Source organism: Zhongshania aquimaris (assembly GCF_019312595.1).
Classification (GTDB): domain Bacteria; phylum Pseudomonadota; class Gammaproteobacteria; order Pseudomonadales; family Spongiibacteraceae; genus Spongiibacter; species Spongiibacter aquimaris.
Genome location: NZ_JAHWDQ010000002.1, coordinates 361,615 through 377,674, shown reverse-complemented (window position 1 = coordinate 377,674; position 16,060 = coordinate 361,615). Strand labels below are relative to the sequence as shown.

Annotated in this window: 16 protein-coding genes; 11 read left to right on the top strand and 5 right to left on the bottom strand. The window is 51.8% G+C overall.

The annotated features are described in order from the left end of the window. The first annotated feature begins 6 nt into the window (after nt 1-6). Entirely contained in the window at nt 7-918 is a 912-nt protein-coding gene (argB, locus tag KXJ70_RS10540) for an acetylglutamate kinase (protein WP_219043463.1), read from the top strand. Between the two features lie 49 nt (nt 919-967). After that, entirely contained in the window at nt 968-1,552 is a 585-nt protein-coding gene (gene slmA, locus KXJ70_RS10535) for a nucleoid occlusion factor SlmA (protein WP_219043462.1), read from the top strand. 14 nt (nt 1,553-1,566) lie between these two features. On the opposite strand, the gene KXJ70_RS10530 is transcribed toward slmA, so the two are convergent. Together KXJ70_RS10530 and pyrE are read right to left on the bottom strand one after the other, a co-directional pair. Continuing rightward, nucleotides 1,567-2,220, bottom strand: a complete 654-nt coding sequence (locus KXJ70_RS10530) for a hypothetical protein (RefSeq protein WP_219043461.1) — start codon at nt 2,218-2,220, stop codon at nt 1,567-1,569. 48 nt (nt 2,221-2,268) lie between these two features. Further along, nucleotides 2,269-2,922 (bottom strand): orotate phosphoribosyltransferase, encoded by a 654-nt coding sequence (pyrE, locus tag KXJ70_RS10525; protein WP_219043460.1) that lies wholly within the window; start codon nt 2,920-2,922, stop codon nt 2,269-2,271. Nucleotides 2,923-3,258: 336 nt separating this feature from the next. Here pyrE and KXJ70_RS10520 point away from each other — a divergent pair, with 336 nt between their 5' ends. Continuing rightward, nucleotides 3,259-4,041 carry an exodeoxyribonuclease III gene (locus tag KXJ70_RS10520; RefSeq protein ID WP_219043459.1) on the top strand — a complete coding sequence of 261 codons (783 nt, stop codon included), beginning with the start codon at nt 3,259-3,261 and terminating at the stop codon, nt 4,039-4,041. A 101-nt stretch (nt 4,042-4,142) separates the two neighbouring features. Here the strand turns inward: KXJ70_RS10520 and rph are convergent, their stop codons facing one another. Then, entirely contained in the window at nt 4,143-4,868 is a 726-nt protein-coding gene (rph, locus tag KXJ70_RS10515; protein WP_219043458.1) for a ribonuclease PH, read from the bottom strand. 242 nt (nt 4,869-5,110) lie between these two features. Here rph and KXJ70_RS10510 point away from each other — a divergent pair, with 242 nt between their 5' ends. Next, entirely contained in the window at nt 5,111-5,962 is an 852-nt protein-coding gene (locus tag KXJ70_RS10510) for a YicC/YloC family endoribonuclease (RefSeq protein ID WP_219043687.1), read from the top strand. A 25-nt stretch (nt 5,963-5,987) separates the two neighbouring features. On the opposite strand, the gene KXJ70_RS10505 is transcribed toward KXJ70_RS10510, so the two are convergent. Then, entirely contained in the window at nt 5,988-6,755 is a 768-nt protein-coding gene (locus KXJ70_RS10505) for an HNH endonuclease (RefSeq protein ID WP_219043457.1), read from the bottom strand. A 323-nt stretch (nt 6,756-7,078) separates the two neighbouring features. Between KXJ70_RS10505 and gmk the strand changes: the two genes are divergently transcribed. From gmk to KXJ70_RS10485, 4 genes are all read left to right on the top strand, one after another. Continuing rightward, entirely contained in the window at nt 7,079-7,696 is a 618-nt protein-coding gene (gmk, locus tag KXJ70_RS10500) for a guanylate kinase (protein WP_219043456.1), read from the top strand. A gap of 83 nt (nt 7,697-7,779) precedes the next feature. Continuing rightward, nucleotides 7,780-8,043: a DNA-directed RNA polymerase subunit omega gene (gene rpoZ, locus KXJ70_RS10495; RefSeq protein ID WP_219043455.1), complete on the top strand. Its 264-nt coding sequence runs from the start codon at nt 7,780-7,782 to the stop codon at nt 8,041-8,043. A 24-nt stretch (nt 8,044-8,067) separates the two neighbouring features. Further along, nucleotides 8,068-10,251, top strand: coding sequence for a RelA/SpoT family protein (locus tag KXJ70_RS10490; RefSeq protein ID WP_219043454.1), 2,184 nt, complete (start codon nt 8,068-8,070; stop codon nt 10,249-10,251). 97 nt (nt 10,252-10,348) lie between these two features. Then, nucleotides 10,349-10,732 (top strand): RidA family protein, encoded by a 384-nt coding sequence (locus tag KXJ70_RS10485; protein ID WP_219043453.1) that lies wholly within the window; start codon nt 10,349-10,351, stop codon nt 10,730-10,732. A gap of 38 nt (nt 10,733-10,770) precedes the next feature. On the opposite strand, the gene KXJ70_RS10480 is transcribed toward KXJ70_RS10485, so the two are convergent. Beyond that, nucleotides 10,771-11,637: an NAD(P)H-binding protein gene (locus KXJ70_RS10480; RefSeq protein WP_219043452.1), complete on the bottom strand. Its 867-nt coding sequence runs from the start codon at nt 11,635-11,637 to the stop codon at nt 10,771-10,773. 122 nt (nt 11,638-11,759) lie between these two features. On the opposite strand from KXJ70_RS10480, the gene KXJ70_RS10475 reads away from it, so the two are divergent. The 3 genes from KXJ70_RS10475 (at nt 11,760) to recG (ending at nt 15,988) form a co-directional block, all read left to right on the top strand. Continuing rightward, nucleotides 11,760-12,749, top strand: coding sequence for an NAD(P)H-quinone oxidoreductase (locus KXJ70_RS10475; RefSeq protein WP_219043451.1), 990 nt, complete (start codon nt 11,760-11,762; stop codon nt 12,747-12,749). Nucleotides 12,750-12,971: 222 nt separating this feature from the next. Beyond that, nucleotides 12,972-13,898 (top strand): hydrogen peroxide-inducible genes activator, encoded by a 927-nt coding sequence (locus tag KXJ70_RS10470; RefSeq protein ID WP_219043450.1) that lies wholly within the window; start codon nt 12,972-12,974, stop codon nt 13,896-13,898. Next, the gene (gene recG / locus KXJ70_RS10465; RefSeq protein ID WP_219043449.1) at nt 13,898-15,988 is read left to right on the top strand and encodes an ATP-dependent DNA helicase RecG; all 2,091 of its coding nucleotides are present in this window, start codon (nt 13,898-13,900) and stop codon (nt 15,986-15,988) included. Before KXJ70_RS10470 ends, recG begins: the two co-directional genes overlap by 1 nt. Nucleotides 15,989-16,060 lie beyond the last annotated feature (72 nt).

Here is a 16,060-nt window from a genome sequence, read left to right as displayed (position 1 = left end):
CACGCCATGTCTATGAGTCGCTCCGCCGCAGGTGATGTCGCCCGCGTTCTTACCGAAGCTTTGCCCTATATCCAACGCTTCACCAATAAAACGATTGTGGTCAAGTTTGGCGGCAATGCCATGATCGACGACAAACTTAAGGAACAGTTTGCCCGCGACATCGTGCTCATGAAGTTGGTCGGTATGAACCCGATTGTCGTGCACGGCGGCGGACCGCAAATAGGCGACCTACTTAAGCGCCTGGCGATTGAATCGCATTTTGTCGACGGCATGCGCGTTACCGACACCGCCACCATGGACGTAGTTGAAATGGTACTCGGCGGCTCTGTTAACAAAGAAATTGTTTCCCTGCTAAACCGCAATGGCGGCAAAGCCATTGGCTTAACCGGTAAAGATGGCCAGTTAATTCGCGCCAAAAAGCTCAAAGTAACCCAGCGCACCCCCGACTTAGCAAAAACCGAAATTATTGATATTGGCCACGTCGGTGAAGTTGAGGCAATTAATACCGAAGTCCTGGACATGCTAATTAACAGCGACTTTATTCCGATTATTGCACCAATTGGCGTGGGCCCCGATGGCGCCTCCTACAATATCAACGCTGACTTAGTGGCGGGTAAGATTGCAGAAGTATTAAAAGCCGAGAAGCTGATGCTGTTAACTAACATCGAAGGCCTAATGGATAAATCAGGCAAAGTATTAACCGGCCTGAGCACTGAGCAAGTCGACGCGCTGATTGCCGATGGCACCATCTACGGCGGCATGCTGCCAAAAATCGGTTGCGCGCTATCTGCCGTAAACGCCGGTGTGACCAGCGCCCATATCATTGATGGCCGCGTTCCCCACGCCGTATTGTTAGAAATTTTCACCGATACCGGCGTTGGCACACTCATCACCAACGTCAAAAAATTACTCGATTAATCAAGCTATTTAGAGAGGGCCTAGCGCCCAATAAGGTCAGCTACGCCCTATGAACAAACGTCCTTCACGACGCGATGAAATTCTCCAAGCCCTCGCCACCATGCTGGAAACCCAACCGGGCACCCGCATAACCACCGCCAAGCTAGCAGCTGAGGTTGGGGTTTCGGAAGCAGCCCTATACCGGCATTTCCCGAGCAAGGCAAAAATGTTTGAAGGGCTTATTGAGTTTGTCGAAGAATCTATCTTCAGTCGTGTCACATTGATTATGAATGAAGAGGATAAAAGCCTCGCTCAGCTCGGTCATATTCTGCAGCTGTTGCTGACCTTTACTGAACGCAATCCTGGCATTACCCGAATTTTTAATGGCGACGCCCTCGCCGGTGAAAACGAGCGCCTGCGCAATCGGGTTGTGCAATTCTATGATCGTTTAGAAACGCAGCTAAAAACAATATTGCGAGAAGCGGAGTTGCGTGAGGGCTTGCGCACCGTGATTACCGCCAATAGCACCGCCAATCTGCTGCTGTCGGCAGCCGAGGGGCGCATTGGCCAATTTGTACGCAGTGATTTTAAACGCCGCCCAACAGAGCACTGGGACGAGCAATGGCAGCAGCTAAGCGCAGCAATTTTTCGCTAAACTAACAGTCGAATTTATTCGGCTGGATCGTAGTATTGCAAACGCTTCTGAGCTTGAGCTTGCAAGTGCGAGAAGCGATCTTTATCGCGCTCGTAGTTTTTAGCAACATCACTTAGATCTTGCACGCGGCTATTAATATGCTGCTCGGTTGTCGTCACTTCGCGTCGCAACGACGCCAGAGTGTCCACTAACGCCGAAGGGACATCCTGTCCTCGCCGCTCTAACTCAGCGGCTTCGCTCTGATTGTTTAGGATCTGCTGCTTAATCGTCGACAAATTGCTTTTCAGAATCGATATACGCACTTTTATATCGTTAATGGCGCGCACTTTCGCCACTTCAATATCTTGTATGCTGCTGTAGCGCAGCAATAGTGACTGATCCCATTTACGTGTTTTAGCGTCGGCCTCAGCCCTTGCCGCCGCAACTTCCTGCTCTAACTCGCGCGACTTAAGCTCGGCATCGCTCAACTTAGGTGCCACGGTTTTAACCACCGAGCCGTCAACACGAATTACATCATAACCGCGGGGAACCGCCTCTGGCGGCACACTGCTATCAATCACCACCGTGCCGTTAACGCCTGGATAACGATAATAGAGGGTTTCCGCCGACAACTCCGACGCTCCCACAAAAATCATTGCACCCAATAATACCCAGCGACTCACAGCCACACCCTTGCTCCACAAACTCAGATCCTAACAAATATGCTCTATTGCGCCTTATACCTCAACACCGTAGCGTTCGCGATAGGCATTGATACGACCCACTAAGTCATCATCAGTCGCAGCAGTAGACAAGTAATTAACAATATCATTCAAACCGACAATGCTAATGACCGAGAGCGAAGCATCTTGCTCCAGCTCCTGAATAGCCGAGCGCTCACCCTGACCGCGCTCCTGCCGATCCAAACCGATTGCCACACCTGCTACGTCAGCACCCGCTGACTCGATCATTGAAATGGCTTCACGAATGGCAGTGCCAGCCGTAATAACATCGTCAATAATCAGCACCCTGCCCTGCAAAGTAGCGCCCACAAGCGTGCCGCCCTCACCGTGATCCTTTTTCTCTTTGCGATTATAGGCAAAAGGCACATCGCGCAGATGATGATCTGCCAGCGCACACGCTGTAACGGCTGCTAATGGAATACCTTTATAAGCAGGGCCAAATAACACGTCAAACTCGACGCCAGATGCCATAATGGCATCGGCATAACAGCGACCAAGTGCCGCCAATGCCACGCCGCTACTAAACCGGCCTGCATTAAAAAAATACGGACTAATGCGCCCCGACTTCAGTGTAAACTCGCCAAAGCAAAGCGCCTCACTCGCAATGGCCTGCTCAATAAATTGCTGTTGGTATTTCTGAATACTCATCTGCACCCTCAAAAAAACTCGGTGAACGTTTCGGCCGCCATTTTACGCACCTGTTTTAGAAAGCTACTACTAAAAATCTCACAATAGACGGCAATTGCACACAAATGCCCTGATCTGCGCTGGGTGGCAGTGAGAAATGAGGTGTTTTTTGGCAGATATTAGCCGCCGTGATTGTTGTCGTTGGGGTTTCATTGTAGTCTAAGCCCCTGTTTATATCTAAAACCCTGAATACGCTCACTTAATAGTATTTAACCATCTTAGCTTGGCCCACCTTGCCGCTGAGACTGCTTACACTGAAGCCAAGACACTGGCCCTGATCGACGCGATAGGAAACACATGAGAATCATCAGCTTTTGTGCTGACAGCATTGTAGATGCCGCCAAGAAAGGCTTTTTTGACTGGGTCACTAAACAAGACGCGGATATTATCTGCATCCAAAATCTAGGCATAGCCGAATATAAACTCCGCGACGACGTTTACTTCCCCCGCGACTACAACCCTTACTTCTTCGATGCCGCCGACGGCAAACACAACGGCGTGGCGATTTATTGCCGTCAACTACCCAAAGCCATCATGACCGGCCTCGGCTTTTTAGACTTCGACATGGACGGCCTCTACATTCAGGCTGACTACGACAATATTAGTATTGGCAGTTTGTTAGCGCCGTTTGCCGAAGAGGGCGACAGCGCCGGCTTAATCCGTAAAAATCAGTTCTTTGAACAGTATTTGAACCACCTGACCAAAGTGCGCAATAAGCGCCGCGACTTTATCATTTGCGGTAACTGGAATATTGCTCATCGCGCCATCGACATCCAAGATGTCCGCGGTAACCACGGCAAGCCAGGCAGTCTGGCAGAAGAACAGCAATGGCTGGATCGCCTTTTCCGCGAACAGCACTACGCAGACGCCTTCCGCCTTGTAAACACCGATGCCGATGAGTTTAGCTGGTGGCCAGATGGCGAGCCCGGCACCAACGGCTGGCGAGTAGATATGCAGATTACATCCGAGCACATAACGCCTCGGGTGGAATACGGCGCCATCTACAAAGTGCAAGAATTTGGTAAGCACGCGCCTGTCATTATGGATTACGACTTTGAGCTACCAGAGAGCCCGTTTTAAGCTGGCTTGATGCTGAACAGAAGGCGGGAGAGGTAAGGCCACGATCCTCGCCTTTCCCGCCTTGCGCGGCATTATTCTGGACTCCGGAATCACCGCTCCCGTCAAGCCTTCAGCGCCTCCTTCTGCGCCGCAATAAGCTCAGCAATCCCTTTCTCTGCTAAATCCATCATTGCGTTCATTTCGGTGCGACTAAACGTGGCCCCTTCTGCGGTTCCCTGAACTTCAATAACACCGCCCTTATCATCCATCACCACATTCATATCCGTTTCAGCGGTAGAATCTTCGGCGTAATCCAAATCCAGTACCGGCGCGCCCTGATAAACACCAACAGAAATTGCCGCCACCTGCTGCTGCAGGGGGTTGCCAGTAATCAAGCCATCGGCCTGTAATTTTGCAACTGCATCGGCCAGCGCAATATACGCGCCGGTAATTGACGCCGTGCGCGTACCACCGTCAGCCTGAATAACATCGCAATCCAAATAAATGGTGTTTTCGCCCAACATCGTCAAATCAATCGCGGCGCGCAAAGAACGACCGATAAGGCGCTGAATTTCTTGTGTGCGGCCGCTCTGCTTACCCCGCGCGGCTTCGCGATCCATGCGGCTGCCGGTAGATCGCGGCAACATGCCGTATTCCGCCGTTACCCAACCTTGGCCCTTACCTCGCAAAAAGCCCGGCACACTGTTCTGTACAGAGGCCGTGCAAATAACTTTGGTGTCACCCATCTCAATTAACACCGAACCCTCGGCGTGGCAGGTAAAATTGCGCGTAATTCGCAATGCCCGTTTTTCATCGTAAGCGCGCTCACTAGGCCTTACTACCGTCATATTGCTCTCCTTCTTCTGAAGCCCACAGTATAACCGCTAGCCGCAGCCAACACGTCAAAACCTGCCAGAAAGCACAAGATATATCCGCCAGAATTGCCAGCAAACATAAAAACCTCGTCAACCATTTCATTCATCACGGGCTAACTTTCCCCACGAACTTTTCGCCATTGCAGGGCGTTTAGGCTTACACTATGTCGCCTAAACACTGACAAAAGCAGGGGAATCCTTTGACTACCAGCAGTATGACCGCCTTTGCCCACCAACGTTTTGAATACCCTTGGGGCAGTGTCACTTGGGAGCTGCGCTCTGTTAACCACCGCTACCTAGAACTGTCATTCAAACTTCCCGAGAACTGGCGCCAGTTAGAACCCAGCCTGCGCGACGCCTTGCGCAACAAGCTTCAGCGCGGCAAAGTAGAATGCGCACTGCGCGTACAGCAGCAAAATCAGCAACAAGCATTGCAGCTCAATGACGAACTAGCCAATCAAATACTCAATGCTGCCAACGGCCTAAAAGCACACATCGCCCATACCGCGCCCGTCAACATCTTAGACCTACTGCGCTGGCCCGGCGTACTCGAACCACAAACGCTAGACAACGACGCACTTAGCAAACAACTGTTAGAAGGTTTCGACACCGCGTTGAACGAACATATTGCCACCCGCCAACGAGAAGGCGACGCACTCGCGCAATTGATCGAACAACGCCTGGATACCATCAACGACATCGTCACCGATATTCGCAGCAAAATGCCCAGTATCGTCGCCGCGCAACGCGACAAACTTCAACAGCGCCTAGCCGAACTCCAAGTCGAACTCGACCCAAGCCGACTAGAAGCCGAAATCGCACTAATCGCCCAAAAAGCCGACGTAGACGAAGAACTAGACCGCCTAGACACCCACGTCAAAGAAGTGCGACGCGTCCTTAAAAAAGGTGGCGCCAGCGGCCGACGCCTAGACTTCTTTATGCAAGAGCTCAACCGCGAAGCCAACACCCTGTCATCAAAGGCAGTGGTTGCAGAAAGCACGCAGGCGGCAGTGGAATTGAAAGTATTGATAGAACAGATGCGGGAACAGATTCAGAATATTGAGTGATCGAGTCAAAACGAAAACGGGGCGACTACGTTAAATAAACATTATCTCTATGCCACTCCATGAAAGCAGAAGTTGGCATAAACCGCTCGGGCATTTCGATTGCCTGTCCCTCTATGGCAATAAAGCTTGCTTGAACTACAGCGCTAGACCGCTGCTTTAGTTCACCAGACACAAGCAAGCGCCAGTTTTCATCCACCGTAATAAAGCCCTGATCAAAAGCCCGATCATAAAGCGCCGATAAGCAAAGGCCATTCCCCGGATTAAGCCGATTCAATTTATCCTCACTCCAGGGCACAATATGACTAGCAACTAGTAACTGGGGAACATCTAGTCCGGAAATACAGCATCGACTTTTATAAGCGGCCAAAACCGAACGTCGGAAAAAACGCTGCCCTATTCTTTGCTCAGTCAAGACTGATCTCATCTCCCCTTGGAAATCACTTACAGCTTCAGCTCCCGCAACATCACCGCTCCCCACTTTACCTTCTCTCCACTTAGCGATCAGTTGGCTACACTCATCTAATAAGCCTTCCCAATCAGCATGAAATTCGTCCCAAATCTCTCGATCTAATTTAGAAACGTTCATCATGCCGCTCCGACCTGAATTACGAATTGCAGGATCAAGACTGGCTAAATTTACCAACTTCAAGCTAACTGCGGACGGTGTTCGTCCAATCATTTCAGCCAGCTCGACTATGTCGTTAGTTCCCCGATGTAGCTTCCCAAAGGGGAGCTGGCAATAAAGATAAAATGCTAGTTTAAGCTGCTCTTTTGTCCATAAGTTTACCGCCATTAAATACCTCAGCTACCTTGCTACAATGTGTTCAATGCCCTAAAAATACTCGTGAGAAACTAGTAACTTCCGACCAAATAGCAAAGTCAGTTTAAGCACTAATAACTATTCGAAACCTAAATTGCGTGAACTTAGCGACACGACCCATCATTTCGACCGAAAAATCTATACTGCCTTTTATTCACAGCAAAATACATAAACACGTTGCCCCGCGCTATCTTTCGCTTTAACAGCCCGTGACGCCCCACCAATCAGGTCGTATAATCCCTAATCTCTCTCGCGCCCAACGACGCGAACACGATACAAAGGACGCCCTTTTCGCTATGCACAGCCAAGGTACGCTCTATACTATTTCTGCGCCGTCTGGTGCTGGCAAAACCAGCTTAGTTGCCAAGTTACTGGCGCGCACGCCGAGGCTTGGTGTGTCGGTATCGCATACCACGCGACCGATGCGGCCCGGTGAAGTGGATGGTGTGAACTACCATTTTGTTAGCCACGCTGAGTTTGAGCAGATGCTAAATTCGGCTGCTTTTCTTGAGCACGCGCAGGTCTTTGACAATTTCTATGGCACATCGCAACGCTGGGTTGAGTCACAGCTTGCTGCGGGTGAGGATGTCATTCTGGAGATTGATTGGCAGGGCGCCCAACAAGTTCGGCATTTAATGCCCGATACCGTAGCCATTTTTATTATGCCGCCATCGAAAGAGGCCTTGAATGAGCGCCTAACGGGTCGCGGCCAAGATGACGGCGCTGTGATTCAACGCCGCATGGATGCCGCCGTCGCGGAAATGTCACACTTTGTTGAAGGCGATTACGTGGTTATCAACGATGATTTCGATACCGCGCTTGCCGATTTAGAAGCCATTGTTCGCAGTCATCGCCTCACGCTGGCGAGCCAACAGCAACGCCACGCCGCATTACTTTCTGCACTACTGTCATAAGCGCTGGCTATTTGTTAAACTATTGTCTAATTAACAGCGCGCAATTTGTGCGCTGATTTTATTTAGTACGCAGGATATACATCATGGCCCGAATTACTGTTGAAGACTGCTTGCAAGCCGTCGATAACCGCTTTGAATTAGTTATGGTTGCAAGCAAGCGCGCCCGCGCTCTAGCCACTGGTGGCAAAGACGCGCTGGTTCCTGAAGAGGGTGACAAACCAACAGTTATTGCCTTGCGCGAACTTGCTGAAGGCAAAATTACCCGTGAAGAAGTGATGGCAGCAAACACTGCTGTAGAAGAGCCAGAAATGGATCTTAGCGCTGAGTTAGGCGCTTCTGCACTGTAATCCTGCGTCTTACTAGGGGCGCCAATGCATCAGTACAGCTTTTTCAATCCCAATCCCGGCAAAAAAGAGCCGGCGGGATCGATTGACGCCCTAGCAAAATCTCTCTCCGATTACCTTTCCGCCGAGCAAGTAGATCAAGTTCGGCGCGCTTACTATTACGCCGAACAAGCCCACGAAGGTCAGAACCGCCGCAGCGGCGAACCCTACGTTACTCACCCCCTGGCCGTGGCAACCATTCTTTCTGAAATGCACATGGACGCTCAAAGCCTAATGGCGGCAATGCTCCATGACGTGATTGAAGACACCAATGTCACCAAGCAGGGCTTAAGCGATCAATTCGGTGATGTGGTCGCAGAGTTAGTTGATGGCGTATCTAAGCTGACGCGGATTGAGTTTCAATCGAAAGCAGAGCAGCAAGCAGAGAACTTTCAAAAAATGGCCCTGGCAATGGCCAAGGACATACGCGTCATTTTAGTGAAGCTCGCTGACCGGCTTCACAACATGCGCACGCTCGGCGCTATGCCCCCGGAAAAACGTCGCCGCATCGCCCGCGAGACACTCGAAATTTACGCACCCATTGCCCAGCGACTGGGTATGCACAATATTCGCGTGGAGTTTGAGGACTTGGGGTTTATGTCGATGCACCCCATGCGTGCTCGACGAATTCGCAAATCGATTACCACCCGCTTTGGCGACCGCAAAAAAACCATCACCAGCATTCGCGAAAATATCGAGAACTGCCTCACCGAAGAGGGACACTCCGCCAACGTCATCGGCCGCGAGAAACATCTCTTCAGCGTTTACAGCAAAATGCGCAACAAGCGAAAGTCGCTGAAAGAGATTATGGATCTCTATGCGTTTCGCATTGTGGTCGACTCAGTCGACAGCTGTTACCGCGTGCTCGGCTGCGTACACGGCTTGTACAAGCCGGTGCCAGGGCAATTTAAAGACTATATCGCCATTCCCAAAGCCAACGGCTACCAATCACTGCACACTGTGTTGTTCGGCTTGGAAGGGGTGCCGATTGAAATCCAAATCCGCACCCACGAAATGGAAGAAATGGCCAATAACGGCATTGCCGCACACTGGCTATACAAATCCAATGAGCAAGAACCCAAGCGCAACTCCAGCCATGCTCGCGCTCGCCAGTGGGTGCAGGGCTTATTAGAAATGCAGGAGCGCGCCGGCGACTCCCTAGAGTTTATCGAAAGCGTTAAAATCGATTTATTCCCCGACGAGGTCTACGTTTTTACGCCCCGCGGCGACATTATGGAGCTACCCGCCGGTGCCACCGCCGTCGATTTTGCCTATTCAGTACACAGCGATATCGGCAATAGCTGTGTGGCATGCCGCATTAATCGTCGCCTAGCGCCCTTGTCAGAAACCTTGCAAAGCGGACAGACCGTCGAAGTGATTACTACGCCAGGTGCGCAACCCAACCCCGCTTGGCTCCACTTTGTGGTTACCGCCAAAGCGCGCACCGGTATTCGTCACTACCTGAAGTATCAGCGCAAAACCGAAGCGGTTACCCTCGGCCGTCGCATGTTGGAGCGCGCGCTTGCCAGTATGGACGAAAATCTGAGCGACATTGAAGACAAGCATTTGCTGCAACTGGTCGACTCCACCCACGCCAAATCCACCGACAATATTTACGAACAGATCGGCATGGGTAACCGCGTCGCGTATTTAACCGCGCGCCAACTAGTCAATCTGCGCGATGAAATCCGCGAAGGCGATGACAAACTCCGCGCGCCGCTCACCAGACAGTCAATGGTCATTCACGGCACTGAAGGGTTTTTGGTCAACTTCGCGCGCTGCTGCTACCCCATTCCCGGCGACCATATCGTCGGCATCGTCAGCTCAGAAAAGGGCGTGGTGGTGCACTGTGAAAACTGCCACAACAGCATCGAGCTTAGCAGTCAGCCTGAGCGCGTCGTGCCGCTGAGCTGGGCCGACAATATCGACCGCGATTTCTCAGTAGAAATGAAAATTGAAATCAGCAAACAGCGCGGGATAATTGCCGTGTTGGCAACGCGTGTAAACGGCGCTGACGGCAGCATAGAGAAAATCAGCGTAGAAGAAGAAAACCCCAAAATCAGTACCATTCACCTCGTGGTTGGTGTGCGCTCGCGGGTACACTTAGCCAATGTAATGCGCAGAATTCGCAATATTCCAGCGGTGATTAAAGTAACAAGGGAAAGACATTAGGGGACAGTCAGCCGTCTGGTGTCGGACGCCGCCAGCAAACCCGCTTTTTCGTCTGACGTCCGACTCCCGACATCAGACTTATCAATCAGGAGCCACCATGAGCAAAAAAGAAATCATTAGCACCGCCAACGCCCCGCAAGCTATCGGCACCTACTCCCAGGCCGTTAAAGTCGGTGACACGGTATATCTGTCAGGCCAAATTCCCTTGATTCCAGAAACAATGGAAATGATTGAGGGCGGGATTAAAGAGCAGGCGATCCAAGTGTTTAAGAATTTGTCTGCCGTGGCCGAAGCGGCTGGCGGCGCATTAAATGACGCCGCCAAGGTCAATATTTCGCTGACCGATCTCAGCGTATTCGCACAGGTTAACGAGGTCATGGCGCAGTTTTTTGCCCAGCCTTATCCTGCTCGCGCCTGCGTTCAAGTCGCGGCACTACCCCGCGGCGCCATGATTGAAGTTGAAGTCATTTTGGCACTGTAAAATGCATATCGGGCCGAGATAATCGGCCCAACGCCCTGCTATTTTTCCTCAGATTTACGCCACTCTTCCAACACAGGTACAAATCCCTGCCTAAACGTTGGGAATTTTAATTGGTAGCCACTTTCTCTTAACAACGTATTTGAACAGCGCTTACTACCGGTCCTTGCAACCGGCTGACCTTTGCTTGCATAGACCACATTCAGCTCGTCAGCCAACCACGACTGTACGTCTTGAATACTCGCTGGCTCATCATCGACACCCAGATAACAAGGCTGTATGGCCTCTGCTGCCTCGGCTTTGTCGATTAAATGACTTAAAAACCCAACACAATCATCGCGGTGAATTCTATTGGTGTAATGTAGGGGCTCAGCCGGCGCACAATCACCCTCCAGCACCTTACCTAGCATTTGCAAACGCCCGCTGCCGTATATGCCACCAAAACGAATATTGGTATAAGGCCACTGGGTGGCGGCGACAATTTGTTCGGCCTTCAATAAATTCTGACCTGAAAAACGATCTGGCTCAGTTGCACTTTGCTCATCGATCCACTCGTGGTTCGCTTGGGCGTACACCCCGGTGCTCGACACAAACAACAGCAACTTCGGTGGCACTGCCATCGCCGCCAATACATTGTTCAGCCCGTCTTCAAATACCTTGCGATAGCCCTCTGGGCCGTAACCGGCGGGCGTCAGTGTAATCACCACATAATCGGCACGTAATGGCCCCAACTGCGCCACACTTTGCGGATCGCAAACGTCTGCGCTTAGCGCTGTCACCCCCATTGCAAGTTTATCAGTGTTGCGGCGCAGCCCGTCGACCCGCCAATCTCTGGCCAGATAAATGTCTGCCAAACCATTGCCGATATCACCACAGCCGACAATTAAAAGTGATTTTTGCTCAGCCATACCAAAATACTCCCCGCTGTGAATGCCTGCTGTAGTCCGTCATAATCATCGTCAAATCCAGTATCAGATCGCAGCTAAAATTCCGCGCTGATCTTACCACCTTAACAATCAGGAGGACGACTATGAGCACCCCCACTACCCGCCGTATTGTTAGTGTAAATAAAGATGACCACAGCCTAAGCATTAACACCGAAGCAATGCCCAGCCCCGACGCCAACGAAATACTGATAAAAGTTGCGGCTGCCGGCATAAACCGCCCCGATCTAATGCAGCGCTACGGCTTGTACCCGCCACCAGCGGGCGCTAGCCCCGTGCTAGGTTTAGAAGTCTCCGGCGAAGTTGTCGCCGTCGGCAGCGAGGTTAGCCGCTGGCAAGTGGGCGATATGATTTGCGCGTTATGCAATGGCGGCGGCTATGCCGACTATACGGTGGCACCTGCCAGCCAATGCCTGCCTATCCCAAAGGGCGTTAGTATTCGCGACGCCGCCGCCTTACCCGAGGCTTTGTTCACGGTTTGGCACAATGTGTTTCAGCGCTGCCATTTAAAAGCCGGGGAAAACTTTTTAGTGCACGGTGGCAGCAGTGGCATCGGCACCACCGCCATCCAACTTGCAAAAGCCATTGGCGCCCATGTTTACACCACTGCCGGCAGCGCAGAAAAATGCGCCGCGTGTGAAACGCTGGGGGCAATGAAAGCCGTTAATTATAAAACCGACGATTTTGTCAGCGAACTGGCAGACACCCCAACAGGCGAAGGCATGGATGTCATTCTCGATATGGTCGGCGGTGATTATGTACAGAAAGATCTGAAGCTTGCCGCCAACGACGGCCGCATTGTATTTATCGCTTTTCAAGCAGGCTTTAACACTGAGGTGAATTTTGTACCTGTGTTAATGAAGCGCCTCACCATCACCGCATCTACACTGCGCGCCCAAAGTGGCGAACAAAAAGCGCTAATCGCCGCAGATATTGAAAAGCAGGTGTATCCGCTCATTGCTGCGGGTAAGTTTGCCCCACTCATCGATAAGGTATTTAGCTTTGAGGAAGTGGGTGCCGCCCACACCCGCATGGAAGGTGGCAATCATATAGGCAAAATTCTGCTGACCTTTTAAGCACAAGCTAGCACGCTGAGTCAGACTGTCGCGAATAGCAATTGCTGCTCTTGACCTTCGCAAAATTTACTGTATTTTTATACAGTAAATTGCACAGATCAAATTTACGTTAAAAACATACGACGACACGTGAACCGCGACTTGGCTATTTTAAATTGTGTTTTTGGGGCCAGCATGTACTATTTAGCGCCATAGCTATTAACTATCAACTTAGGTTTTTTTATGACGCTTACAGAATTGCGCTACATTCTCGCCTTAAAAGAGACCGGCCATTTCGGCAAAGCCGCAGAAAAATGCCATGTCAGCCAACCCACCCTAAGTGTCGCGATTAAAAAATTGGAAGACGAATTAGGCATATCTCTGTTTGAACGCAGCCGCAGCCAAATACAAACCACCCCAGTAGGCGAGCAGGTTATTCAACAAGCCAAGATTGTGTTGGAACAAGCCGATCATATCCGCGAACTTGCCAACCAAGGTCGCGACCCGCTGGGCACGCCGCTGGCGATTGGCGCCATTCACACCGTGGGGCCGTATTTATACCCGCGTTGCATTCCGGTCATCCGCGAACTCGCACCAGAGATGCCTCTTTATATAGAAGAGAATCTCACCGGCACACTGAGGGAAAGGCTACGCGCATCTAAACTAGACGCCATCATCGTCGCACTGCCCTTTAATGAAAGCGATGTGGTTACCCAGGCCCTTTACGAAGAACCCTTCGTGGTATTACTGCCCAATGATCACCCCTTAACGAAAAAGACAAAACTACAACACGACGATCTGCTCAATGAAAATGTACTCCTGCTAGGAGAAGGTCACTGCTTCCGCGATCAAGTCATGGCCGCCTGCCCCGGCCTGCGTCAAACCTTTGCCAATGGCGACCGCCTATTACAATCAGTTGTCGAAGGCAGCTCTTTAGAGACGCTAAAGCACATGGTGGTATCTAAACTAGGCATTACCATATTGCCGCTGTCGGCGGCTCAGGTCGCCCCTTACGGTGACGGTGTATTGTGTATTCGACCGTTCGCTATTCCGCCCACCCGCACCGTCGCCCTTGCCTGGCGAACGAGTTTTCCACGCCACCAAGCCATCGATGTGATTAGCAAAGCGATTAAAGCCGCCGCGCCCGAATTGACGGCCAGCACCGCTTAATGACCCAAGCTCTCCATCAAGTTAGTGTAAACACCTTAAAAGGTGTTGGACCACGCCTACAGGAAAAGCTAGCGGCGCTGGGCATCAACTCGATTCAAGATTTACTCTTTCATTTACCGCTCCGCTATCAAGACCGCACTCGCATTACGCCGCTAGGAGCGCTGCAATTAAATACTGACGTGGTTTTTGAAGGTACGGTCTTGCTCGCGGATATTGTATTTGGCCGACGGCGCAGTCTTGTCTGCCGACTACAAGACAATACCGGCACCACCACCCTGCGCTTTTTCCATTTTAATGCCGCCCAGAAAGCGCAACTCACTCCGGGCACCAAGTTGCGCTGCTATGGTGAAGCGCGCCGTGGCAGTGGCGGTTTAGAATTTTATCACCCCGAATACAGCGTTATTAGCGACGACGCCCCTGTTGCAGTAGAGGAGCGACTCACGCCGATCTACCCAAGCACCGAAGGCTTTGCTCAAACCAGCTGGCGTAAATTATGTGATCAAGCGCTGCACTATTTAGATAGTCACCCCATTAGCGAATGGCTGCCCAACGGCACACTACCGGCGCAACTCAGCCGCGACCATTGGACGCTAGCAAACGCACTGCGCTATTTACACCACCCACCAACAGATGCGTCTATCAGCCAATTACAAGACGGCCGCCACCCCAGCCAGCGACGCCTCGCGTTTGAAGAACTGCTTGCCCACAATCTTGCATTGCAAGAATTGCGGCGCGAAACCCAGCGCTCCGGTGCACCAGCGCTCGACGGACCTAAGAAACTACAAAAGGCCTTTTTAGAGCAGCTTGGCTTTACCCTCACCGGTGCGCAAAAGCGAGTCGCCGCAGAAATTGCCAAAGACTTACACGGCCACATTCCGATGCTGCGCTTAGTACAGGGCGATGTCGGCAGCGGTAAAACCGCAGTGGCGGCGCTGGCCGCACTGCGGGCAGTCAGCAGCGGCTATCAAGTCGCGATAATGGCACCTACTGAAATTCTCGCCGAACAGCACTATCAAAACTTTAGTCAGTGGTTGGAGCCGCTGGGCCTGAACGTGGCGTGGCTCACCGGCAAACTCAAAGGCAAGGCACGGCAGCTGCAAAGCGAGGCGATAGCCAATCACGGCGCCCATGTCGCGGTGGGCACCCACGCCCTGTTTCAGAGTGATGTGGAGTTTGCCAAGCTGGGCTTGGTCATTATCGATGAGCAACACCGCTTCGGTGTTCATCAACGCCTCGCCCTAAAGCAAAAAGCCGCCGCCAATGTGGGACAGCCCCATCAATTAATCATGACCGCCACCCCGATTCCCCGCACGCTGGCGATGACGGCCTATGCCGATCTTGATACCTCAATCATTGACGAATTACCCCCTGGCCGCAGTCCTGTAAACACCGTGGTGCTCGCCAATGATCGCCGCGACGATGTGATGGAGCGCCTGCGCGCGGTTTGCGCCAGCGGCCAGCAAGCGTACTGGGTGTGCACGCTGATCGAAGAGTCAGACAAATTGCAGGCCCAAGCGGCCGAGGCAAGCTGGGAATTATTGAAAGAAACCCTGCCCGAACTCCGCGTCGGTTTGGTACATGGCCGTATGAAGCCAAAAGAGAAGGCCGAGGTCATGGCCGACTTCAAGGCGGCTAAACTAAATTTACTAGTGGCAACCACCGTCATCGAAGTCGGGGTCGATGTACCCAATGCCTCCTTGATGATTATTGAAAATGCGGAGCGCCTGGGCCTCGCCCAGCTGCATCAATTACGCGGTCGCGTTGGCCGTGGCAGTCGGCAAAGCTTTTGCGTATTGCTCTATCAATCGCCGCTTTCACGCAATGGCAAACAGCGCCTGACCGCGCTGCGCGACAGCACCGACGGCTTTGTGATCGCCGAGCAGGATTTACAGCTGCGCGGACCAGGTGAAGTTTTAGGCACACGGCAAACAGGTTTAATGAGCTTTAAAATTGCCGACTTACAGCGCGATACCGACTTACTCGATGACGTGCGAGAGCAGGCCCAACACATCATGCAAGCCCACCCCAGCCACGTTAAGCCACTGATACAGCGCTGGCTTTCAAATCGCACGGTCTACGCCTCGGTTTAAGAAATCCTCACCGCTGCCGATAATAGAGTAAGGTCACCGTGATGATGGTTCGACAAGCCAGTCACTTTGCTT

Bases quoted from the DNA above. Each gene is read 5' to 3' on its own strand.
- argB (WP_219043463.1), top strand. From the start codon at position 7: ATGTCTATGAGTCGCTCCGCCGCAGGTGATGTCGCCCGCGTTCTTACC.
- slmA (WP_219043462.1), top strand. From the start codon at position 968: ATGAACAAACGTCCTTCACGACGCGATGAAATTCTCCAAGCCCTCGCC.
- pyrE (WP_219043460.1), bottom strand. From the start codon at position 2,922: ATGAGTATTCAGAAATACCAACAGCAATTTATTGAGCAGGCCATTGCG.
- KXJ70_RS10520 (WP_219043459.1), top strand. From the start codon at position 3,259: ATGAGAATCATCAGCTTTTGTGCTGACAGCATTGTAGATGCCGCCAAG.
- rph (WP_219043458.1), bottom strand. From the start codon at position 4,868: ATGACGGTAGTAAGGCCTAGTGAGCGCGCTTACGATGAAAAACGGGCA.
- KXJ70_RS10510 (WP_219043687.1), top strand. From the start codon at position 5,111: ATGACCGCCTTTGCCCACCAACGTTTTGAATACCCTTGGGGCAGTGTC.
- KXJ70_RS10505 (WP_219043457.1), bottom strand. From the start codon at position 6,755: ATGGCGGTAAACTTATGGACAAAAGAGCAGCTTAAACTAGCATTTTAT.
- gmk (WP_219043456.1), top strand. From the start codon at position 7,079: ATGCACAGCCAAGGTACGCTCTATACTATTTCTGCGCCGTCTGGTGCT.
- rpoZ (WP_219043455.1), top strand. From the start codon at position 7,780: ATGGCCCGAATTACTGTTGAAGACTGCTTGCAAGCCGTCGATAACCGC.
- KXJ70_RS10490 (WP_219043454.1), top strand. From the start codon at position 8,068: ATGCATCAGTACAGCTTTTTCAATCCCAATCCCGGCAAAAAAGAGCCG.
- KXJ70_RS10485 (WP_219043453.1), top strand. From the start codon at position 10,349: ATGAGCAAAAAAGAAATCATTAGCACCGCCAACGCCCCGCAAGCTATC.
- KXJ70_RS10480 (WP_219043452.1), bottom strand. From the start codon at position 11,637: ATGGCTGAGCAAAAATCACTTTTAATTGTCGGCTGTGGTGATATCGGC.
- KXJ70_RS10475 (WP_219043451.1), top strand. From the start codon at position 11,760: ATGAGCACCCCCACTACCCGCCGTATTGTTAGTGTAAATAAAGATGAC.
- KXJ70_RS10470 (WP_219043450.1), top strand. From the start codon at position 12,972: ATGACGCTTACAGAATTGCGCTACATTCTCGCCTTAAAAGAGACCGGC.
- recG (WP_219043449.1), top strand. From the start codon at position 13,898: ATGACCCAAGCTCTCCATCAAGTTAGTGTAAACACCTTAAAAGGTGTT.